Origin of the sequence: Pseudomonas sp. MONT-RG-20F-20-E-7-02, from assembly GCF_022662395.1 — a bacterium.
Taxonomy (GTDB): Bacteria; Pseudomonadota; Gammaproteobacteria; order Pseudomonadales; family Pseudomonadaceae; genus Aquipseudomonas.
Window position 1 is genome coordinate 618,084 of sequence record NZ_JAKNQN010000002.1, and the last position, 19,900, is coordinate 637,983.

General features: G+C 61.1%; 19 protein-coding genes. 8 read left to right on the plus strand and 11 right to left on the minus strand.

The window, feature by feature from the left end; translation table 11 throughout:
- Positions 1–5 precede the first annotated feature (5 nt).
- Positions 6–1,715, plus strand: a complete 1,710-nt coding sequence (locus L8I05_RS08045) for an amidase (protein WP_242168412.1) — start codon at positions 6–8, stop codon at positions 1,713–1,715.
- Between the two features lie 881 nt (positions 1,716–2,596).
- Here L8I05_RS08045 and L8I05_RS08050 read toward each other — a convergent pair.
- Genes L8I05_RS08050 through L8I05_RS08060 form a run of 3 tightly spaced genes read right to left on the minus strand, consistent with a single transcriptional unit; the run spans position 2,597 to position 4,027 of the window.
- On the minus strand, positions 2,597–3,334 hold the full coding sequence (locus L8I05_RS08050) for a CPBP family intramembrane glutamic endopeptidase (RefSeq protein WP_242168415.1): 738 nt from the start codon (positions 3,332–3,334) through the stop codon (positions 2,597–2,599).
- Positions 3,335–3,341: 7 nt separating this feature from the next.
- Positions 3,342–3,812, minus strand: coding sequence for a RidA family protein (locus L8I05_RS08055; RefSeq protein WP_159956110.1), 471 nt, complete (start codon positions 3,810–3,812; stop codon positions 3,342–3,344).
- The gene (locus L8I05_RS08060) at positions 3,809–4,027 is read right to left on the minus strand and encodes a DUF6434 domain-containing protein (RefSeq protein ID WP_159956108.1); all 219 of its coding nucleotides are present in this window, start codon (positions 4,025–4,027) and stop codon (positions 3,809–3,811) included. The genes L8I05_RS08055 and L8I05_RS08060 overlap by 4 nt, the downstream gene beginning before the upstream one ends.
- A gap of 257 nt (positions 4,028–4,284) precedes the next feature.
- On the opposite strand from L8I05_RS08060, the gene L8I05_RS08065 reads away from it, so the two are divergent.
- Positions 4,285–4,716, plus strand: coding sequence for a nuclear transport factor 2 family protein (locus tag L8I05_RS08065; RefSeq protein ID WP_159956106.1), 432 nt, complete (start codon positions 4,285–4,287; stop codon positions 4,714–4,716).
- Between the two features lie 29 nt (positions 4,717–4,745).
- Here the strand turns inward: L8I05_RS08065 and L8I05_RS08070 are convergent, their stop codons facing one another.
- Complete coding sequence (locus L8I05_RS08070; protein WP_242168120.1) at positions 4,746–6,071, minus strand: PLP-dependent aminotransferase family protein; 1,326 nt, start codon at positions 6,069–6,071, stop codon at positions 4,746–4,748.
- A gap of 89 nt (positions 6,072–6,160) precedes the next feature.
- Here L8I05_RS08070 and L8I05_RS08075 point away from each other — a divergent pair, with 89 nt between their 5' ends.
- A complete protein-coding gene (locus tag L8I05_RS08075; protein ID WP_242168122.1) occupies positions 6,161–7,051 on the plus strand; it encodes a DMT family transporter in 891 nt (296 codons plus the stop codon).
- Here L8I05_RS08075 and L8I05_RS08080 read toward each other — a convergent pair.
- Positions 7,048–7,614 carry a YceI family protein gene (locus tag L8I05_RS08080; protein WP_242168124.1) on the minus strand — a complete coding sequence of 189 codons (567 nt, stop codon included), beginning with the start codon at positions 7,612–7,614 and terminating at the stop codon, positions 7,048–7,050. The two genes, L8I05_RS08075 and L8I05_RS08080, sit on opposite strands and share 4 nt — an antisense overlap.
- Positions 7,615–7,738: 124 nt before the next feature.
- Between L8I05_RS08080 and L8I05_RS08085 the strand changes: the two genes are divergently transcribed.
- Together L8I05_RS08085 and yghX are read left to right on the plus strand one after the other, a co-directional pair.
- The gene (locus L8I05_RS08085; RefSeq protein WP_242168127.1) at positions 7,739–8,233 is read left to right on the plus strand and encodes a PaaI family thioesterase; all 495 of its coding nucleotides are present in this window, start codon (positions 7,739–7,741) and stop codon (positions 8,231–8,233) included.
- Positions 8,234–8,277: 44 nt separating this feature from the next.
- Positions 8,278–9,165: a YghX family hydrolase gene (yghX, locus tag L8I05_RS08090; RefSeq protein ID WP_242168129.1), complete on the plus strand. Its 888-nt coding sequence runs from the start codon at positions 8,278–8,280 to the stop codon at positions 9,163–9,165.
- Positions 9,166–9,449: 284 nt separating this feature from the next.
- Here yghX and L8I05_RS08095 read toward each other — a convergent pair whose 3' ends face one another.
- Together L8I05_RS08095 and L8I05_RS08100 are read right to left on the minus strand one after the other, a co-directional pair.
- Complete coding sequence (locus tag L8I05_RS08095) at positions 9,450–10,634, minus strand: DUF2252 family protein (RefSeq protein WP_242168131.1); 1,185 nt, start codon at positions 10,632–10,634, stop codon at positions 9,450–9,452.
- Positions 10,635–10,710: 76 nt separating this feature from the next.
- Positions 10,711–11,601 carry a LysR family transcriptional regulator gene (locus tag L8I05_RS08100; protein WP_242168132.1) on the minus strand — a complete coding sequence of 297 codons (891 nt, stop codon included), beginning with the start codon at positions 11,599–11,601 and terminating at the stop codon, positions 10,711–10,713.
- A 127-nt stretch (positions 11,602–11,728) separates the two neighbouring features.
- On the opposite strand from L8I05_RS08100, the gene ampC reads away from it, so the two are divergent.
- The 3 genes from ampC (at position 11,729) to L8I05_RS08115 (ending at position 15,727) form a co-directional block, all read left to right on the plus strand.
- On the plus strand, positions 11,729–12,883 hold the full coding sequence (ampC, locus tag L8I05_RS08105) for a class C beta-lactamase (protein ID WP_242168134.1): 1,155 nt from the start codon (positions 11,729–11,731) through the stop codon (positions 12,881–12,883).
- Positions 12,884–13,138: 255 nt separating this feature from the next.
- A complete protein-coding gene (locus tag L8I05_RS08110) occupies positions 13,139–14,515 on the plus strand; it encodes an IS30 family transposase (RefSeq protein ID WP_159954389.1) in 1,377 nt (458 codons plus the stop codon).
- 15 nt (positions 14,516–14,530) lie between these two features.
- A complete protein-coding gene (locus tag L8I05_RS08115; RefSeq protein WP_242168136.1) occupies positions 14,531–15,727 on the plus strand; it encodes a hypothetical protein in 1,197 nt (398 codons plus the stop codon).
- Positions 15,728–15,739: 12 nt separating this feature from the next.
- Here the strand turns inward: L8I05_RS08115 and dctM are convergent, their stop codons facing one another.
- The 4 genes from dctM to L8I05_RS08135 form a co-directional block, all read right to left on the minus strand.
- Positions 15,740–17,020 carry a C4-dicarboxylate TRAP transporter large permease protein DctM gene (gene dctM, locus L8I05_RS08120; protein WP_106578981.1) on the minus strand — a complete coding sequence of 427 codons (1,281 nt, stop codon included), beginning with the start codon at positions 17,018–17,020 and terminating at the stop codon, positions 15,740–15,742.
- On the minus strand, positions 17,020–17,652 hold the full coding sequence (locus L8I05_RS08125) for a TRAP transporter small permease (protein WP_159956089.1): 633 nt from the start codon (positions 17,650–17,652) through the stop codon (positions 17,020–17,022). Before L8I05_RS08125 ends, dctM begins: the two co-directional genes overlap by 1 nt.
- A 193-nt stretch (positions 17,653–17,845) precedes the next feature.
- Positions 17,846–18,829 (minus strand): TRAP transporter substrate-binding protein, encoded by a 984-nt coding sequence (locus tag L8I05_RS08130; RefSeq protein ID WP_159956088.1) that lies wholly within the window; start codon positions 18,827–18,829, stop codon positions 17,846–17,848.
- A gap of 242 nt (positions 18,830–19,071) precedes the next feature.
- Positions 19,072–19,887, minus strand: a complete 816-nt coding sequence (locus L8I05_RS08135; RefSeq protein ID WP_242168138.1) for a CoA ester lyase — start codon at positions 19,885–19,887, stop codon at positions 19,072–19,074.
- Between the last annotated feature and the right edge of the window lie 13 nt (positions 19,888–19,900).

Below are 19,900 nucleotides of genomic sequence, written 5' to 3' on the forward strand. Positions count from 1 at the left end.
AAAACCTGATGCAAGTTACCGAAGTCTCCATTGCCCAACTGCGCGCGGCGCTTGAAAGCGGCCAGACCACTGCCGTAGAACTGGTCCAGGCTTACCTGGCGCGTATCGAGGCCTATGACGGGCCGCAGACCGCGACCGCGCTGAACGCCGTGGTGGTGCGCAACCCGCACGCCCTTGAAGAAGCCCAGGCCTCCGATGCGCGCCGGGCCAAGGGCGAAACCTTGGGGCCATTGGACGGCATTCCTTACACCGCCAAAGACAGTTACCTGGTCAAGGGCCTGACGGCAGCCTCGGGCAGCCCGGCCTTTGCCAAGCTGGTCGCGCAGCGCGACGCCTTCACCATTGAACGCTTGCGCGCGGGCGGTGCCATTTGCCTGGGCAAGACCAACATGCCGCCGATGGCTAACGGCGGGATGCAGCGCGGCGTATATGGCCGCGCAGAAAGCCCGTATAACGCCGACTACCTCACCGCACCGTTCGCCTCGGGCTCGTCCAACGGTGCGGGCACGGCCACGGCGGCCAGCTTCGCCGCCTTTGGCCTGGCCGAAGAAACCTGGTCGAGCGGGCGCGGCCCGGCATCCAACAACGGCTTGTGCGCCTACACACCATCGCGCGGGGTGATTTCGGTGCGCGGCAACTGGCCGTTAACGCCGACCATGGACGTGGTGGTGCCCTATGCGCGCACCATGGCCGACTTGCTCGAAGTACTCGACGTGGTGGTCGCTGAAGACCCCAACCCGCGCGGCGACCTGTGGCGCCTGCAGCCGTGGGTGCCGATCCCGAGCGTGGCCTCGGTGCGCCCGGCGTCCTATGCTGAGTTGGCCGTCAGCAGCGCAGCCCTCGCCGGCAAACGCTTCGGCGTACCGCGCATGTACATCAATGCCGACCCCGAGGCCGGCACCAGCGAAAAACCCGGGATCGGCGGGCCGACCGGGCAAAAAATCAACACCCGCGCCAGCGTTATCGACCTATGGCACGCCGCGCGCCAAGCGCTGGAAGCGGCCGGCGCCGAAGTGATCGAGGTGGACTTCCCACTGGTCTCCAACTGCGAAGGCGACCGTCCTGGCGCGCCGACGGTGTTTACCCGTGGCTTGGTCTCCAAGCAGTTTTTGCACGACGAGTTGTGGGAACTGTCGGCCTGGGCATTCGATGATTTCCTGCGCGCCAATGACGACCCGGCGCTGAACCGCCTGGCGGATGTCGACGGGCCGAAAATCTTCCCGCACGACCCCGGCACCCTGCCCAACCGTGAAGACGACCTGGCCGCTGGCATGGACGAATACGTGCGCATGGCCGAGCGCGGCATTACGCCGTGGAACGAAATCAGCAGCGTGCCGGACGGCCTGCGCGGCCTGGAGCAAACCCGGCGCATCGACCTGGAAGACTGGATGGACGCGCTGGGGCTGGATGCGGTGTTGTTCCCGACCGTGGCCGATGTGGGGCCGGCCGATGCCGATGTCAACGAAGCGTCCGCCGATATTGCCTGGAGCAACGGCGTCTGGGTGGCCAACGGCAACCTCGCGATTCGCCACCTGGGCGTGCCCACCGTCACCGTGCCGATGGGCGTGATGGCCGACATCGGCATGCCGGTGGGGCTGACCTTCGCCGGGCGTGCTTATGACGACTCAGCGCTGCTGCGCTTTGCCGCGGCGTATGAAGCCACCGGCAGCAAACGCCTGATCCCGCCACGTACGCCACCGTTGGCAGCAGGCTAAACGCCGTTCAATTGTGGGAGCGGGTTCGCTCGCGAAGGCAGTGTGTCAGTCAATACATTGGGTGACTGACCGACCGCTTTCGCGAGCAAGCCCGCTCCCACATTTTTAACTGCATATCACCTCAAACCACGGACAACCTGTGGGAGCTGGCTCGCCTGCGATGGCGGTGGGTCAGCCAGTCTATTTGTCACTGACAGACCGCTTTCGCAGGCAAGCCAGCTCCCACATTTTTAACGGCATTTCACTTCAACCCATGCAGGGCCGCAGCGAGCAGCAACTGGCTAAACCCGGTCAACCTGTGGGAGCTGGCTCGCCTGCGATGGCGGTGGGTCAGCCAGTCTATTTGTCACTGACAGGCCGCTTTCGCAGGCAAGCCAGCTCCCACAGTTTTAACTGCATTTCACCTCAAACCATGCAGGGCACGGCGAGCAGCAACTGGCTAAACCCGGTCAACCTGTGGGAGCTGGCTTGCCTGCGATGGCGGTGGGTCAGCCGGTCTATTTGTCACTGACAGACCGCTTTCGCAGGCAAGCCAGCTCCCACAGTTTTAACTGCATTTCACCTCAAACCATGCAGGGCACGGCGAGCAGCAACTGGCTAAACCCGGTCAACCTGTGGGAGCTGGCTCGCCTGCGATGGCGGTGGGTCAGCCAGTCTATTTGTCACTGACAGACCGCTTTCGCAGGCAAGCCAGCTCCCACAGTTTTAACTGCATTTCACCTCAAGCCATGCAGAGCACGGTGAGCAGCGACAGGCTAAATGCGGTTAAAAATGTGGGAGCGGGCTTGCTCGCGAAGAGGACATGTCAGTCAATACATCGGGTGACTGACCCACCGCTTTCGCGAGCAAGCCAGCTCCCACAGGGTTTACTGCATTTCACCTCAAGCCAGGTAGGGCACGGCGATCAGCAGGATGGCGGTGCCGTGGGCCAGGGTCGCCGGCAGCACGCCATAGCGCATGCGCACCAGTGCGCAGGCCAGCCCTTCGATCAGGGTGAACAGCAACACCGGCCAGCCTAGCTGGGTGACGCTCAACGCCAGGAAAGCATGGCACGCCGCAAACGCCACGCCGCTGATCAACGCCGCACGCAATGGCGTCACCTGTTGCTCCAGGTAGCCCTGCAAGAACCCGCGAAACAACACCTCTTCCAAGGCATTGGCGCCATAGGCCAAGACCACCATGCCCGGCAGCCACACCCAATAGCCGTGAATCTCGGTCGCCTCGATACCTTGGTAAACCCGCAGCGGCACGCCGATCAAACACCCCACGAGAAGCCCAACGGCCACACCAACGACCGGGTTGCCGATAGACCAGCGCACCAGCCGCCACAACTCCGGTGCCAGGCGTGCCAGCAGCATGATCAGCAACACCGAGAGCCCGCCCAGTGTCGCCAACACGAACGCATTGGCGCTGAACGCGATCTGCACGTCGCTGCTGAGCGCCCACATTCCCAAGGGCGTCATCGCATCGCGCATCAATACAAAGGCTGCCAGCAGGATCAGGATGCGCATCGCGCCCAGCGCCCTGGGCGTGAGCGCGAACCACAGGCCAAACAGCAACAGGCCCGGCGCCACGTGGGCGCTGTAATCAATCAGTACCTCCAGGCCCTGGCTGATCATCGACGACTCAGCCGTGGGCCACAGCAATCATGTCGACCTCGACCGCTGCCGACTTCGGCAACTGCATCACCCCCACCGAGGTCCGCGTATGCACCCCGGCGCTGCCGAGGATCTCGTGCAGCAGGTCCGAGGCGCCGTTGGCCACTTCGCTCTGCTGGTCAAAATCCTCAGCACTGCGCACATACACGGTGATGCGCGGGATTGCCTTGATCTGGTCCAACGAACCCAGCGCCTGCTTGAGCAAACCCAGGCAACGCAGCGCGCTGATACCCGCAGCGATTTGCGCCTGGGCCAGGGTCAGGCTGTCGCCGACTTTGCCCGGCAGCACAATCGTGTCGCCCACGCGCGGGATCTGGCCGCTGATGTACAGGTGGTCGCCATCGCGAACCAGCGGCGTGTAATTGCCGCCGACTTTGAATTCGTCCAGTTGATAGCCGATGCGCTGTTGCGCAGCCTGGTATTTTTCATCGCGGGTCATGGGCGTGATTCCTCGTGTCGACGTTGCCATTCATCCACCACATCGCCCAGGGTCTTGGGGATGTCGTTGCGAATCCAGGCCATGAATGGCCGGTCGAACTTGAACGCTGGGCCACAGTGTTCAAGCATGAAACGGCGTACGTTCTGGGTATTTTTGTAGTGTGGGGTCACGGGAGTGGCGCGAGTGATGGCGTCGCTGTGCCAGTCAAAATCCATTTCGTCTCTCGGGCAGTGTGTGCTTTCGGCAGTAGCATAGCGAGGTGCTTGTTGGGCAGGAAGCAGCACGAAGAAACGCTTGAGCATTCATGCAGTGTTGGGATGTCGTACAAGAATCCTAACTGCTTATAACGGTAAATCCGCCAATCTTTTCAAGATATTTCAAAATTTCACTTTCCTTCCCCAGCGAAAATATTGCATGGTTGTACGACGACTTAAATTGTCGCATCCGCCCCAACAACAATAAGGAAACACCCATGCCAAACGTCAAAGTGCTGATCGGTTTTCTGTGCCTGTTCACCGGCTACGTCGCAGCTGCGCCTGCCCCTGCCGAGAAGGATGTGGCCCAAGCGGTCGACCAACTGACCCAAGCCATGCTGCACCTGGACCTCAAGCAGCTTCACGCCTTGACGTCCGACAAACTCACCTACGGCCACTCCAGCGGCAAGGTGCAGAACAAAGCGCAATTCATCGCGGACCTTGAAACCCATACCAGCGCCTTCAAAACCCTCGAAATGCAGAACCAGACCATCACCCTCGACGGCGACACGGCCCTGGTGCGCAACCACTTTCACGCGCTGGCGGTGAACAGCGGCGTCGACACGCCAACCGACATCGACAACTTCCAGGTCTGGCAGAAGCAAAAAGGCAAATGGCTGCTGATCGGGCGTCAGGCTTACAAATACTGATGGCTGACGGTGAGCTGACCGGCGTCAGCTCACCAGCGCACCACCTCGCGCACCTTCACCAGCGCTTCGCGCAACGCCTGCATGTCCACCGAGCCCAAGGCCAAACGTAGCGCGTGCGGCACGGTTGCCGAGACGGCAAACGGCTCGGCGGTGGACACCGAAATACCCTCCCGCTGCAAGGCCATGGCGACCTGATCAGCCCGCGCATCTTCCCCCAGCGGCAACCATAGAAAATACGACGAGGGATGGCTGATGTAATTCACGCCGTCCAACACCTGCGCCGCCAGGGCTTGTCGCGCCTGGGCGTCCTGGCGCTTTTGCGCTTCCAAGTGGGCGACGGTGCCGTCTTCGATCCAGGCCACGGCCAGTGCGCTCATCACCCCCGGCACGTTCCAGGTGGTGGCCATGATGGTGCGCTCCAGCTTCTTTACCCACGCCGCCGGCGCCGCAAGAAACCCAACGCGTAAACCGGTGGCAACGCTTTTGGAAAACCCGCCGACGTACACCGTGCGCTCCGGCGCCAAAGTCGCCAGTGGCGGCGGCGCGTCTGCGGCCAGAAACGCGTAGGCCGCATCCTCGATGATCATCAGGTTGTGCTGACGGGCAACCCCGACCAATTGCTCGCGCTGCGCCAGGCTCATCACCCAGCCCAACGGGTTGTGCAGCGTCGGAATGCTATACACCGCGCGCACCGGGCGCTTGCTGCACAGGCGTTGCAGGGCGTCCAGGTCCGGCCCGCTGGCGCTGACCGGTATCGCGACCATTTCCAGGTACAGGGTTTCGGCCAGCACCTTGAAGCCTGAATAGGTCAGCGCATCAACAGCAACCACGTCGCCAGGCTTGAGCATTGCCATCATCGTCACCGCCAACCCGTGTTGGGCGCCGCTGACCACCAGCACCTGCTCGGCCTCGACCGCCAACCCTCGGCTCAACAGGTGCCGCGCCACCGCCGCGCGCTCGTGCAGGCGCCCGGCATGGGGCTGGTAGCGCAGCAGCGCTTCCAGGTCGCCCGACAGCGCCAGTTGGCGCAAGGCCGTGCGCAACAGGTCGGCCTGGCCCGGCAGCGACGGGTAGTTGAAATTGAGGTCGAGCATGCCGGTGCCGACGGTCATCTGCCCACTGCCCTGCCCCGGCGGTAACGCGATCTCACGCACGAACGTGCCGCGCCCGGTTTCACCGCTGACTAGGCCCATGGCTTCCAGCTCGGTATACACGCGGCTGGCTGTGACCAGCGCCAGGCCGTGGTCGGCGGCCAGTTGTCGATGGGTCGGCAGGCGTGTGCCGGGCGCCAGTGTGCCGCTGCGGATGTTCTCGGCGAAGGTGTCGACCAGCGACTTGTAGCGGGCGCGCGGCATAGGCGGTGTATCCATGACAATTTTTTGATTGTCTTAATCTTCAATCCTAGGATGGCCGAACGCAACTTATCCTTTTCGAGCACGCCCTTATGGAACGCACCTCGCGCCTCAACACCCTCGACCGCAGCACCCAAGGCTGGGTCAATGGCTTTATCGGCGTGCTGATTTTCAGCGGCTCATTGCCGGCCACGCGCCTGGCGGTGATGGAATTCGACCCGGTGTTCCTGACCATGATCCGCGCCACCCTGGCTGCGGCGCTGGGGTTGTGCCTGCTGTGGCTGTTCAAGGAGAAACGCCCGGCGCGCGCGCAATGGATGCCGTTGGCAATCGTCGCGCTCGGCGTAGTGATTGGCTTCCCGCTGCTGACGGCGCTGGCGCTGCAATACGTGACCTCGGCGCACTCCATCGTCTTCATCGGCCTGCTGCCGCTGGCCACGGCGGTGTTTGGCGTGCTGCGTGGCGGTGAGCGGCCGCGTCCGGTGTTCTGGCTGTTTTCGATTCTCGGCAGCCTGTTGGTGATGGGCTACGCCTTCGCCCAAGGCTTGAGTGCCGCGCCGGCCGGTGACGTGCTGATGCTGCTGGCGGTGCTGGTGTGCGGTTTGGGTTATGCCGAGGGCGCCAAGTTGTCGCGCAGCCTCGGCGGCTGGCAGGTGATCTGCTGGGCGCTGGTGCTGTCGCTGCCGGTGGTGGCGCCGCTGAGTGTGATCCTCGCGCCGCCCACCTTGAGCGGCATCAGCCTGCCCGCCTGGCTGAGCCTGGGGTATGTGGCGCTGTTCAGCATGCTGATCGGTTTTGTGTTCTGGTATCGCGGCCTGGCCCAGGGTGGCATCGCCGCCGTCGGCCAATTGCAGTTGCTGCAACCGTTCTTCGGCCTGGCATTGGCGGCGGGCCTGCTGCATGAGCAGGTCAGCCTGGGCATGCTGCTGGTGACGGTTGCGGTGATCGCCTGCGTGGCCGGCGCGAAACGGTTTGCACGTTAACGCTGCGGCGCGACCATCTTGAATTTGATGTTGATGTCATTGGACACCACGCTGTTGCCGGCCCATTCGCCCTCGCCGATTTTGAAGTCGTCGCGCTTGAGCACGAATTCACCGTCAAACACGCCAATGCCGCTTTGCTCCTTGAGCAGCACAGTGATGTCCACCGGCCGCGTGATGCCCTTGATCGTCAGGTTGCCGGTGATCTTGTAGCGGTTATCGCCGAGCGCGGTGGCGCCTTTGGATTCATACACACCGACCGGATAGGCCGCGGTGTCGAACCACGCGGGCTGCTGCAGCTGGGTATTGGCGTCCTGGCTGCCCGCATCGATGCTGGCGAGCTGGATCTTGAGCAACGCATGCGCCGCCTCGGGCTTTTGCGTGTCGAAACTCAGGGTGCCCTCAAAGTCGCTGAAGGTGCCATACACGCGCTGCCCGAACTGCTGAAAGGTAAAGCTGATCTGGCTGGCAGTGCGGTTGACATCTTTGTATTCCACGGCCTGCGCGTTGGCCAACCAACCGAAGACCAGCGCCAGCAAGCACACCTTGGACATTCGACGCTTCATGGAACACTCCGTAAGAGAAAAGGACACAGGTGCTGAGCTAACACGCCATGCCATGGATTTATTCCCTTTCGGTGCGCGCCCTGCTAAACAGAGTAGTCGCCAAAAGGAACAATAAGGACTTTGCATGCACCCCCCTTCCCTGCAGGACACCACCGCCCCCGAAGGCATCTGCTACGGCTGCGGCGGCAGCAACCCGCATGGCCTGCACATCAAGAGCCGCTGGGCTGCCGATGGCGTGCATGTCATCGCCGAGCATCAGCCCGAGGCCAAATACAGCGGCTGGCCCGACCTGGTCTACGGCGGCCTGATCGCCATGCTGGTGGACTGCCACTCCAACTGGACGGCCATGGCCTACCACTACCGCGCCGAACAGCGCGAACCCGGCAGCCTGCCGCGCATCGACTGCGTCACCGGCAACCTCGGCATCAAATTCATCAAGCCCACGCCCATGGGCGTCACGCTGAGCCTGCGCGCGCGGGTCGAGGGTGAGGTGGGGCGCAAAAGCCGCGTGGTCTGTGAGGTGTACGCCGGTGACGTGCTCACGGCTATCGGCGACTCGGTGTTCGTGCGCGTCGACACCGGCCAACTGGCCGCCGCCGCGCATGGTCGCGAGGGCTGATCCTGGTCTACATTGATTGCCACCGCTAATCGAGGATTGCACCGATGACTCGTCTCACCGCGAAAGACTTTGCCCCCGAACTGCTGGAACTCTACGACGGCTACGCCCACGGCAAGCTCAACCGCCGCGAATTTCTCGACCGCGCCGCGCTGTTCACCTTCGGCGGCCTCACCGCCTCCGCGCTGCTCGCGGCCCTGAGCCCCAACTACGCGCTGGCCGAGCAAGTCAAATTCACCGACCCGGACATCGTCGCCGACTACATCACCTACCCCTCGCCCAAAGGCAACGGCAGCGTGCGCGGTTACCTGGTGCGCCCGGCCAACGCCAGCGGCAAACTGCCGGCGGTGGTGGTGGTCCACGAAAACCGCGGCCTCAACCCGTATATCGAAGACGTCGCCCGCCGCCTGGCCAAAGCCGGCTTCATCGCCTTGGCGCCCGACGGCCTGACTTCAATGGGTGGCTACCCCGGCAACGATGAAAAAGGCGTGGAATTGCAGCAAAAAGTCGACCCGGAAAAACTCATGAACGACTTCTTCGCCGCCATCGAATGGCTGATGCACCACGACAGCAGCACCGGCAAAGTCGGGATTACCGGCTTCTGCTATGGCGGCGGCGTAACCAATGCGGCGGCGGTGGCCTACCCGGAGTTGGGCGCGGCGGTGTCGTTCTACGGGAAGCAGCCGGAAGCGAAAGATGTGCCCCGCATCAAGGCGCCGATCATGTTGCATTACGGCGAGTTGGATACGCGGATCAACGAGGGCTGGCCGGCGTATGAGAAGGCGCTGAAGGCCGCGGGTACGACCTATGAGGCGTATATCTACAAGGGCGCCAACCACGGGTTTCATAATGATTCGACGCCAAGGTATGACGAGGCGGCGGCGAACTTGGCATGGGAAAGAACCCTCGGCTGGTTTCACAAATACCTGGCCTGACCACACTCTGAAATGTGGGAGCTGGCTTGCCTGCGATGGCGGTCTGACAGTGATAGATAGGCTGGCTGATCCACCGCTATCGCAGGCAAGCCAGCTCCCACAGGTGGGCTGTGTTGAACCAGTTGCTGATCGCCGCGCACCGCATGACTTGATTTGAAACACGGGCAAATTGTGGCAGCTGGCTTGCCTGCGATGGCGGTCTGACAGTGACACGTGGGCTGGCTGATTCACTGCTATCGCAGGCAAGCCAGCTCTTTCACATGGGCTCGTCGCTGATTTCCAGGTTAGTGTTCGAGGGCATACCGCCGACAATGGTTGAGATAACCCTGCTCATGGCTGCCCACCAACTGCACCACGCTGGTCCATAACCATGAGGGTGCATCCAGCTGTTTCGACCGGTTCTCCTGCAGCACGGCCATCCACTGCTTGCGTGAGTCCCGGTCCATCTGTCGGGCGTGGGCGATGCCGACCACGCGGGCCAGGTAACCGGCGGCGTGCATCGCATCGATTTCGCTAAGTTCATCCAGCTCCAGCTTCATGTCCTGGGGCAGCAATTCGCGGATGAAAAAACCATGATCCAAAAAGCGCGTCGCCAGCATACGCTCACCCAACCCCGGTGACAGCTGGCGCGCACCCTCCACTACTCGGCGCCCGTTATCCCTGGGCATCTTCGCCCGGGCCGCACGCGGTGCCGCGGCGCCGACGGCTTCCTTGATATCGATGAGGCAATATTCCTGATCATCCTTATCGCCCACGCCCAGCAGTACCGCATAGCGCAACAGGCCGAGGGAGCTGCAGCCCTTGACCCAATAGGCGCAGTCCAGCAGTTCAACTTCGGCGTCTTTTGGCCGGCCTTTGAGTGAGGTGACCAACTGGTGGAGGTCATCGGAGGCGCACAGCGTTTTCAGCGCAGCCTTTTCTGCGCGCGACAGCGACCAGAAATGCTTGCCCAGCGGAATCGTCGGTCGTGCGTTTTCAATGCGTTCACGCGCCAGGTTCTTCCACGTGCGCTCCACCGCGCTGCGCATACCGGCCTTGACCTGGGACGGACGTGGCGGTGCTTCATCGGGTTTGTCCTTAAAGGCCTGCTCGTAGCCGACCATCATTTCTTCCAGCATGCGCGCGGTGGTCACCCCTGGCAGGTCCGAGCCGCGAGCGGCAGTGGCCAACGACAGCGCCAGGCGCACCAGGTCGTGGGCCGGGTTGCCGATCACGGTCTGGTCGAGGTCGCGGATGTGCATGTCGATACGGCCCTTGATATCGCCGGTCGGGCCGAGGTTGCCCGCATGGCAATCGCCGCAGATCCAGATCGCCGGGCCATGGGGCAAGCGGCGACCGGGTTGGCTGTGCAGCCATTCGTAAAACTGCACCGTGCTGCCACGTACATAGGCGTGGGCGGAGCGCGCCATCTTCAAATTGCGTAGTTGCGTGAGGTGGGGCATGCGGTCGGCGGGGCGCGGGGTTTTCATGGATGAACTCAAGACGGGAGAAACTGTAGATCGCTATCGCCGAGAGAATGTTTCATTTTGTTTCAAAATAATGGCGTTAGGACAGCTTTCGATGCGCTGCCGACAACTCCTCCAGCCAGCCCTTGAACGCCAGCATCGCCGAGGTCTGCGCCCGTGACTGCAAGCGCGTCAACCAATAACTGCCGGTAGTAATGCCGATGTCGAACGGCTGGCGAATCACGTCCGTCGCCAATTGCCGCGAAAACATCATCGCCGGGGCCAATGCCACGCCGATGCCTTGCTGCGCCGCCTCCATCATTGCCAGCGACGAATCGAACACAATGCTGCGCGGTACGACGGTGTCGGCGGGCAGGCCTGCGGCCTGGAACCATTGGGTCCACTCATCGGCGCGGTAGGAGCGCAGCAGCGTGTGTTTCAACAGGTCGGCCGGCGTGCGCAATTGCTCGGCCAGCGTGGGCGTACACAGCACGGTCAGCGGTGCTGCGAGCAGCTCGCTGGCGTCAGTGCCGTGCCAGGCTCCAGCGCCGAAACGGATGGCGTAATCCAGGCCTTCGGCGGCTACGTCGACGCGGTTGTTGTGGGTGGACAGGCGCAGGTCGATAAACGGGTAGCGCGCCTGAAAATCCGGCAGGCGCGGCAGCAGCCAACCCACGGTAAAGGTGCCCACCGCGCCCACGGTAAGCACTTCGCGATAATGCCCGCCTTCGAACTGGTTGAGCGTCTGGGCAATGCGGTCAAACGATTCGCGCACCACCGGCAGCAAGGTCTCGCCCTCACGGGTGAGCATCAAGCCGCGCGGCAAGCGCTTGAACAAGGTGACATTGAGTTGTGTTTCCAAGCTCTTGACCTGATGACTGACCGCCGCCTGGGTCACACACAGCTCAATCGCGGCGCGGGTAAAACTCAGGTGGCGGGCCGACGCCTCGAACGCGCGCAAGGCATTGAGCGGCAGATGGGAACGCAGCATGCTTGACCCTAATTTATCTAATGGCTGGTGCAAGATATGATCGTTTGATCGCGGCCGGCAAACTGCCTACATTTGCCCCGCCTGCGCAGGCTATCTATTTAATCGATCACCTCATGGAAGCGACATCATGCCCCAACTTTCTCTGTTTGGAGTGCGTAATTTAACCGCCCTGGCCGTATTGCTGGCAGCCGGCAACTGCCTGGCGGCCACCGACCTGCAAGCCGTGGTAGACGCCAACGTAAAACCGTTGATGCAACAACAGGCGATTCCGGGCCTGGCGGTCGCCGTGGTTCAGAACGGCAAGGTGCAATACTTTAACTACGGCGCGGCTTCAAAGGAAACCCAGCAACCGGTCAGCGAAAACACCCTGTTCGAGATCGGCTCGGTGAGCAAAACCTTCACCGCCACCCTCGGCGGCTATGCCCAGGCGACCGGCAAGCTCAAGCTCTCGGACACCGCCAGCCAGCACCTGCCCGCGTTGGCCGGCAGCGCTTTCGACAAGATCAGCCTGGTGCAACTGGCGACCTACACCCCTGGCGGCCTGCCCCTGCAGTTCCCAGACGCGGCCGACAGCCCTGAGACCATGCTCGGCTACTTCCAGCATTGGAAGCCGACTTACACGCCAGGCACGCAACGCCTGTATTCCAACCCGAGCATCGGGCTGTTCGGCTACCTGTCGGCGCAAAGCCTTGGCCAACCGTTCAACGTGGCCATGGAGAAAACCCTGCTGCCCAAGCTGGGCTTGACCAACACCCACGTCAGCGTGCCCGCCGACAAGTCCAGCCTGTACGCACAGGGCTATGACAAGAACCTGAAGCCCATCCGCGTCAGCCCAGGTGCACTCGACAGCGAAGCCTATGGCATCAAGACCAGCGCCCAGGACCTGGCCCACTACGTGATGGTGAACATGCACCCGCAAACCCTGGAAAAGCCGCTGCAACAGGCGATTGCCAGCACCCACGCGGGTTACTACACCGTGAACGGCATGACCCAAGGCCTGGGTTGGGAACGCTACCCTTACCCGATCACGCTACAAGCCCTGCTGGAGGGCAACTCCACGCCAATGGCAATGGAGCCGCACAAGGTCACTTGGTTGACACCGGCCCAGCCGCAACCGGCGAACGTGCTGTACAACAAAACCGGCTCAACCGGCGGTTTTGGCGCGTACGTGGTGTACGTGCCGAGCAAGGACATGGGCGTGGTGATGTTGGCGAACAAGAATTACCCGAATGCTGAACGGGTGAAGGTGGCGCATGCGATCTTGAGTGCGATGGATCACTAAGCGACAAGCCTGTTCACGACCGTCGCGGACACACGTGGCCGCGACGGTGTTACGCGAGCACGCGCTTGTAGTAATTGTCGTCCGGGCCAGGCTGAAAATGCAGGGTACTTAAAAACACCTCCAGCATGTTGATATTGACCGCACCCTTGCACTGCCTCACAGCCTCCAAGTAACTGAGAAGCTGTGCATAGGGCGGATTCAACCGGTCGTCGCAACACCTTGTTCGAGGTGTTTATGGGACGACCCGCAGGATGGATGCAAAAATTGACGGGCCGGGGAGCGATGCGTTCTCCAGGTGCGCCCTCACTTCGTAATGAGATCGAGCGGCTATTTTGGGTGCAGATTGCAACAGGCATCACAAGCGAAAAGGCAGCACATGCCGTTGGCGTATCAACAGCGGTAGGTACACGCTGGTTCCGTCATCGCGGCGGGATGCCATTATTCATGTCGAATCACATATCAGGACGATACTTATCGTTTGCAGAGCGAGAAGAGATTGGGCTGCTTCGAGCGCAAAGTATTGGCGTTCGTGAGATCGCCCGTCGCCTTGGACGAAGCCCATCGACAATTTCACGGGAGCTGACACGAAATGCTGCTACCCGTTGCGGTCGGCTTGAATATCGAGCGTCAGTAGCGCAATGGAAGGCAGAACTGGTGGCCAAGAGGCCGAAACCAGCGAAATTGGTCACTAACCCGCGACTGCACCAGTACGTACGCGACCGCCTTGAGGGCAAGGTTCAAGACGCCGATGGTCGTGAGATTTCTGGGCCTCGGCAAGCACCCTTCAAAGGCCGAAATAAACCGCATCGCAGTGACCGTAAATGGGTCAATGGCTGGTCGCCTGAACAAATTGCCAACCGGCTCCAGATCGATTTTCCGGATGATGAATCCATGCGCATCTCTCATGAAGCCATATATCAGGCGCTCTACATTCAGGGTCGAGGAGCTCTCAAGCGCGAACTGGTGAGCTGCCTGCGCTCAGGACGCGCATTGCGCGTGCCGAGAGCCAGAGCGCAGGCCAAAGTGTGGGCACATGTCAGCGAGGACGTCATGATCTCCAGTCGCCCTGCTGAGGTAGAAGATCGGGCTGTACCCGGGCATTGGGAGGGCGACCTGATCATCGGTCTGAACCGGTCTGCGATTGGAACTCTGGTCGAGCGCTCAACTCGATTTACCATGCTCGTCCATCTGCCTCGCGAGAAAGGTTATGGGCTAATTCCCCGCACGAAGAACGGCCCGGCGCTGGCTGGCTATGGGGCTGTTAGTATGGCCAACGCATTGAAGAAGACGGTGACTGATCTTCCCATCGAGCTGTGGCGATCTTTGACCTGGGATCGTGGAAAGGAGCTGTCGGATCACGCTCGATTTACCATCGAGTCCGGAGTAAAGGTTTTCTTTGCTGATCCACATAGTCCATGGCAGCGCGGTACAAACGAAAATACGAACGGCCTTCTACGGCAATACTTCCCGAAAGGCACTGACCTCTCTCGTTGGAGTGCCCAAGAATTACAGGCGGTAGCTCACGTACTTAACACTAGACCTCGAAAAACACTCGGCTGGAAAACACCTGCCGAAGCACTCAATGAGTATCTAAAGTCTGTACAACAATCCAGTGTTGCGACGACCGGTTGAATCCGCCATGTCTTCGTGGGTATCAGTGACGCAACACCCAATCCTGCCCCTGATGAAGCCAAGGCCTGGCGTTGGGTACACCCTCTCGACTTGCAGGATGAGCTGGATAACGCACCCGATACCTTCACCATTTGGTTTCGCACACTGATCGAGCGTTACGGGTTAAATGAGATAGCCAAGTGGGCAGGTTCATCGGAACACACGCCCTCACCCTCATCACCGCATAGCACCCCGCCGTCGGTTGCTCCCTTCCATATACCCCGCTGGCTTGAAACAGCCACGTACCCCCTGAGCCCCTTTACGGATCAGGTCCAACAGCACACTCGTCAATGGCTCAAATCCATGGGGTTGGAAGACAGCCCCGAAACTACCCGCCGATTGGACATATACGTTCCGGGTAAATACGCCGGTTACATGTGGAGTGCTGCCCCCATTGAGATACTGCTCATTCTTTCTGACCTTTTGGGGTGGTTCTGCTGCCAGGACAACCTTGCCGACGAAGACTGCAATAATCCTGAAGCCCTTGAACGCTTGATTCGTGGCGTTTACACCACTGCCTTCACACGCGACACCACAAACCGAGAGCCCTTGGCGTGTGCGCTGGCAGATATCATTCGGCGCGCGTCACGCCTGATGCCGCCACTCTGGAAACAGCGCGTTGGCGAGCAATACTCAACGTACTTGACGCCCTCTACCACCGCATTGATGCACCGCATCAACCACACACAGCCGGGCGTGGAAGGTTATGAAACGCTCTGGCAAAACGGCGGCGGTTTTCAAGTCTGTCTCGAGTTCATCTACCTGGTGCAAAACATCCAATTGTCGTCGTCGCTTTACTACAGCCAACCCTGGCAGGAACTGCGCAGCCTGACTTTGAACTTGCTGAAGGCCGTTAACGATTTGCTGTCGTTTCGGATCATGGAAAACCCTGATGAAGATATCTACAACCTGCTCACTCACCTGAGGCACACCCAAGGCCTTAGCGCGGCGCAAGCCGCGAGCCAAGTGTCGCAACGCATTGACCAGTGGGCCACACAGTTCGCACGGGCTCAGGCCGCGCTGCCCGAGCGCCTGGCAGCGTTGGGCTATGAAGAACGGGCTCGGGAGCAAGCGATGATCTGCGCCCAAGCCCTGCATGATCTATGGCGCGGCAACATCGCCTGGCACCTGGCAGTGCCGCGCTATCGAGAAATACGCTTCAAAGGCGAGTAATCAGCGCTGCCTTTACATACCCAGCCAGTGCGGCAACGCCAGCGAGATAAACGGCAAGTAAGTCACCATAATCAGGAACACCAGCAGGATCATCAGCCACGGCAACGCCGCGCGGATGGTCTGCCCCAGCGTCAAACCGGTCACCGCAGAAGTCACGAACAGGTTCAACCCCACCGGCGGGTGCACCAGGCCGATTTCCATATTGACCACCATCACAATCCCCAAGTGAATCGGGTCAATGCCCAGCTTCATCGCGATCGGGAAGAAGATCGGTGCCAGGATCAGCACGATGGCCGACGGCTCCATGAAGCTGCCCGCCACCAGCAACACGATGTTGACCATGATCAAAAAGCCAATCGGCGTGAGGCCTTCGGAGATCACCCAGGCGGTGATTTCCTGCGGGATTTGTTCGGTGGTCAGTACGTGGGCAAACAGCATGGCATTGGCGATGATAAACATCAGCATGATCGCCAGGCGTCCGGACTCCAGCAGCACCTTGGGGCAATCGCGCAGTTTCATGTCCTTGTAGATGAACAAAGCCACGAACGCCGAGTACACCGCCGCCACCGCCGCTGCTTCCGTCGGCGTGAACATGCCGCTGTAGATGCCGCCGAGGATGATCACCAGCAACAGCAAGCCCCAGAAGGCACGGCGCGCGCAGGTCAGCCATTCGCGAAAGGTCGCGCGTGGCTGCGCGGGCAGCTTCTTGATGCGCGCGACGATGTAGATCGCGACCATCAGCATCAGGCCCAGCAGCAACCCCGGAATCACCCCGGCCATAAACAGCTTGCCCACCGAGGTTTCCGTGGCCGCCGAGTACACCACCATCACAATCGACGGCGGAATCAGGATGCCCAAGGTGCCGGCGTTGCAAATGATGCCGGCGCCGAATTCCTTCGGGTAACCGGAACGCACCATGCCCGCCACGGCAATCGAACCCACCGCCGCCACCGTCGCTGGCGATGAGCCGGACAGCGCCGCAAACAGCATGCACGCCAACACCGCCGCAATCGCCAGGCCGCCACGGATGTGGCCGACACAGGCGTTGGCGAAGTCGATCAGCCGTTGCGCCACGCCGCCGGTGGTCATGAACGCGCCGGAGAGCAGGAAGAACGGAATCGCCAGGAAGGTGTAGGCGTCGGAGGTTTCAAACAGCTTGATCGCCAGCGAACTCACCGAGTCCTGGCTGAACATCAGGATCGACACCGCGCCGGACAACCCGAGGGAAATCGCAATCGGCACGCCAAGGAACATGAACACGAACAACAGCAAAAACAGACAGAGCACGGCCATCAGTGACGCTCCTCATGGCTGCCGGCCAACTTGCTGGCTTCACCGGCCTCGTCGGCCAGGCCCAACCCGACCTGACGGTGGGTAAAGATGCGGTAGAAAATTTCCAGGTAGCGGATAAACACCAGGGCAAAACCGATGGGCACGATGATCACGATATCGCCCACGTCCACGCCGTATTGGTCGAGGTCTTCGGCGCCGATGTGGGCGGTCATCACCGCGCTGACCCACTTGTAGCTGGCGACCATGAACAGCCCGGCGTACGCCAGGCAGCACAGGCACGCAAGCATGCCGAGCAGGCGCTGCACCGGGCGTTTGGTCAGCTTGACCAGCGCGTCCACGCCGAGGTGGCCGGCGGTGCGCACGCCATAGGAAATGCCGAAGAAAATCAGCCAACCGAACATGGCCTTGGTCAGCGCCACGCTCCAGGTCATGTCCTGGGCCCACGTCATGGTGTGGTCGCCCAGGGCGCCGAAGAATTGGCTGCTCCACGCCCACTTGTCGGACAAGGCAAAGAACAGCGTGTAGATGTTGTTGAGCATGACGTAGACGAATGTCACCAGGGTCATGGCGGCCAGCAGGAAGGCGATAAACCCTTCCTCCAGGTGCTCCCAGACGCGCCTTAGCGTTTGCATGGCAAAACCTCGCGAAGCGGGAATGATGTCGGGGTGGAAAGCGGAACAAACTGTAGAGGCGGACCACTGTGGGAGCCGGGCTTGCCCGCGATGGGATCAACTCGGTGCTACAGACACACCGAGTTGCCTGCATCGCAGGCAAGCCAGCTCCCACATAAAGCCCTTTCCACAGTAGCTTTGGGTGGTCGCCCAATCACTGGTTGGACGCATCCGCCGCCTTGATCAGATCAGCGCCAATCTCACCCTCGAACTTCTGCCACACCGGGCGCATGGCTTCGCGCCAGAGCTGGCGTTGCTCGGGGGTCAGTTCGATGATTTCGCTGGTCTTGGCGTCGATGATCTTCTGCTTGGCCGACTGGTTCAGCGCCTCGGCCTGCTTGTTCACCTCGACGGTGACTTCGGCCATGATCTGTTCCAGGGTGGTGCGGATGTCCGGCGGCAAGCCGTTCCAGAATTTGGCGTTGGTGATCACCATGTAGTCGATCAGGCCATGGTTGGACTCGGTGAAGTACTTCTGCACTTCGTTGACCTTCTGGCTTTCATAGTTCGACCAGGTGTTCTCGGTGCCGTTGACGGTGCCGGTCTGCAAGCCCTGGTAAACCTCGGCAAAGCTCATTTTGCGCGGGTTGGCGCGGATCGCCTTGAACTGTTCTTCGAGCACGCTGGAGGCCTGCACGCGGAACTTCAGGCCACGCGCATCCTTGGGTTCATGCAGCGCCTTGTTCGAGGAGAGTTGCTTGAGGCCGTTGTGCCAATAGGCCAGGCCGAGGATGTTCTTGTCCTGCATCGAAGTCAGCAGGGCCTTGCCCTGGGCGGCCTGGAAGCGGTCGACGGCGGCCAGGTCGTTGAACAGGAACGGCAGGTCGTAGATCTGCACTTGCTTGGTGTATTGCTCAAATTTGGCCAGCGACGGCGCCAGCATCTGCACGTCGCCCAGCAGCAGCGCTTCCATTTCCTTGCCATCGCCAAACAGTGATGAGTTCGGGTACACCTCGACCTTGACCCGGCCCGGCAGGCGTTCTTCGGCGAGCTTCTTGAACAGCAGCGCGCCCTGGCCTTTGGGGGTGTTTTCGGCGACCACGTGGGCGAACTTGATCACGATCGGATCCGCCGCCTGGGCCAGGCCCGCGGCAAACAAGGTGGCGGCGCACAGCAGCGCCCGAGAAAGCTTGAGCATGGAAAATCACCTTCTTATTGTTGTGTTGTAGGGCAAGGTGCCTGATGTCACGCGTGTAGTGAATTTCGAATTTTAGATACCTGCGTTCGGTGTGGGTGAACGCCGATCCCATCAACACCAGTCATCCCCTGTGGGAGCTGGCTTGCCTGCGATAGCGGTGCGTCAGGCAGTCGATTTGTTAGCTGAACCACCGCCATCGCAGGCAAGCCAGCTCCCACAATTTTTGATTCGGTTTTGGTCAGTTAGAGTTGGGCTGCCAGCAACCTCTGCGCACGCAGCAACACCGGCGCATCCACCATCTGCCCATCAATCTGATACGCCCCTGCCCCATGCGCCCCGGCCTCTACCACACGTTTGGCCCAGGCCAAATCATCGGCGCTCGGCGCCAACGCCGCATGTATCACCGCCACCTGCTTGGGATGGATACACAGCGCACCGGCAAAGCCCATTTCATAGGCGTGCCGGATCGAACGCCGCAACCCTTCAGGGTCATCGATTGCCGGGTGCACGCCATCCAGCGGCGCGACCAGACCCGCAGCGCGCGAGTGCACGATCAACGCCAGGCGTGCCTGGTCGAGGGCGAACTGCGCAGCCGGCGAGTTGCTGCTCAGGTTGAGGTCCAGCGCCAGGTCCAGGCCGCCAAACGACAGGCGCTCCACCTGCGGCGCATGGGCGATTTCGGCGACTGCCAACAAACCCCGCGCGCTTTCGATGATCGGCCAAATCAGCTTTCCGGTGGCGGCCACCACGGCGACCTGGGCCGCGCTTTCCACCTTCGGCAACAGCACACCGGCCACATTGGAGTGGGCCTTGCAGAACGCCACATCTTCAAAGTGCTCGGCATGTTCCGGAGCGTTGATGCGCACCCACACCTGGGCCTCGGGATGCTCGTTAAGAAACGCGCCGAGGTTGTCTCGCGCCTGACGCTTGAGCGGCTCTTCCACCGCGTCTTCAAAATCCACGATCACCGCATCGGCGCCACTGGCCAACGCCTTGGAAAACCGCTCCGGGCGGCTGCCCGGTACAAACAAGGCCGAACGCACTAAAGGCTTTGGCATCAGGTAAATTCCT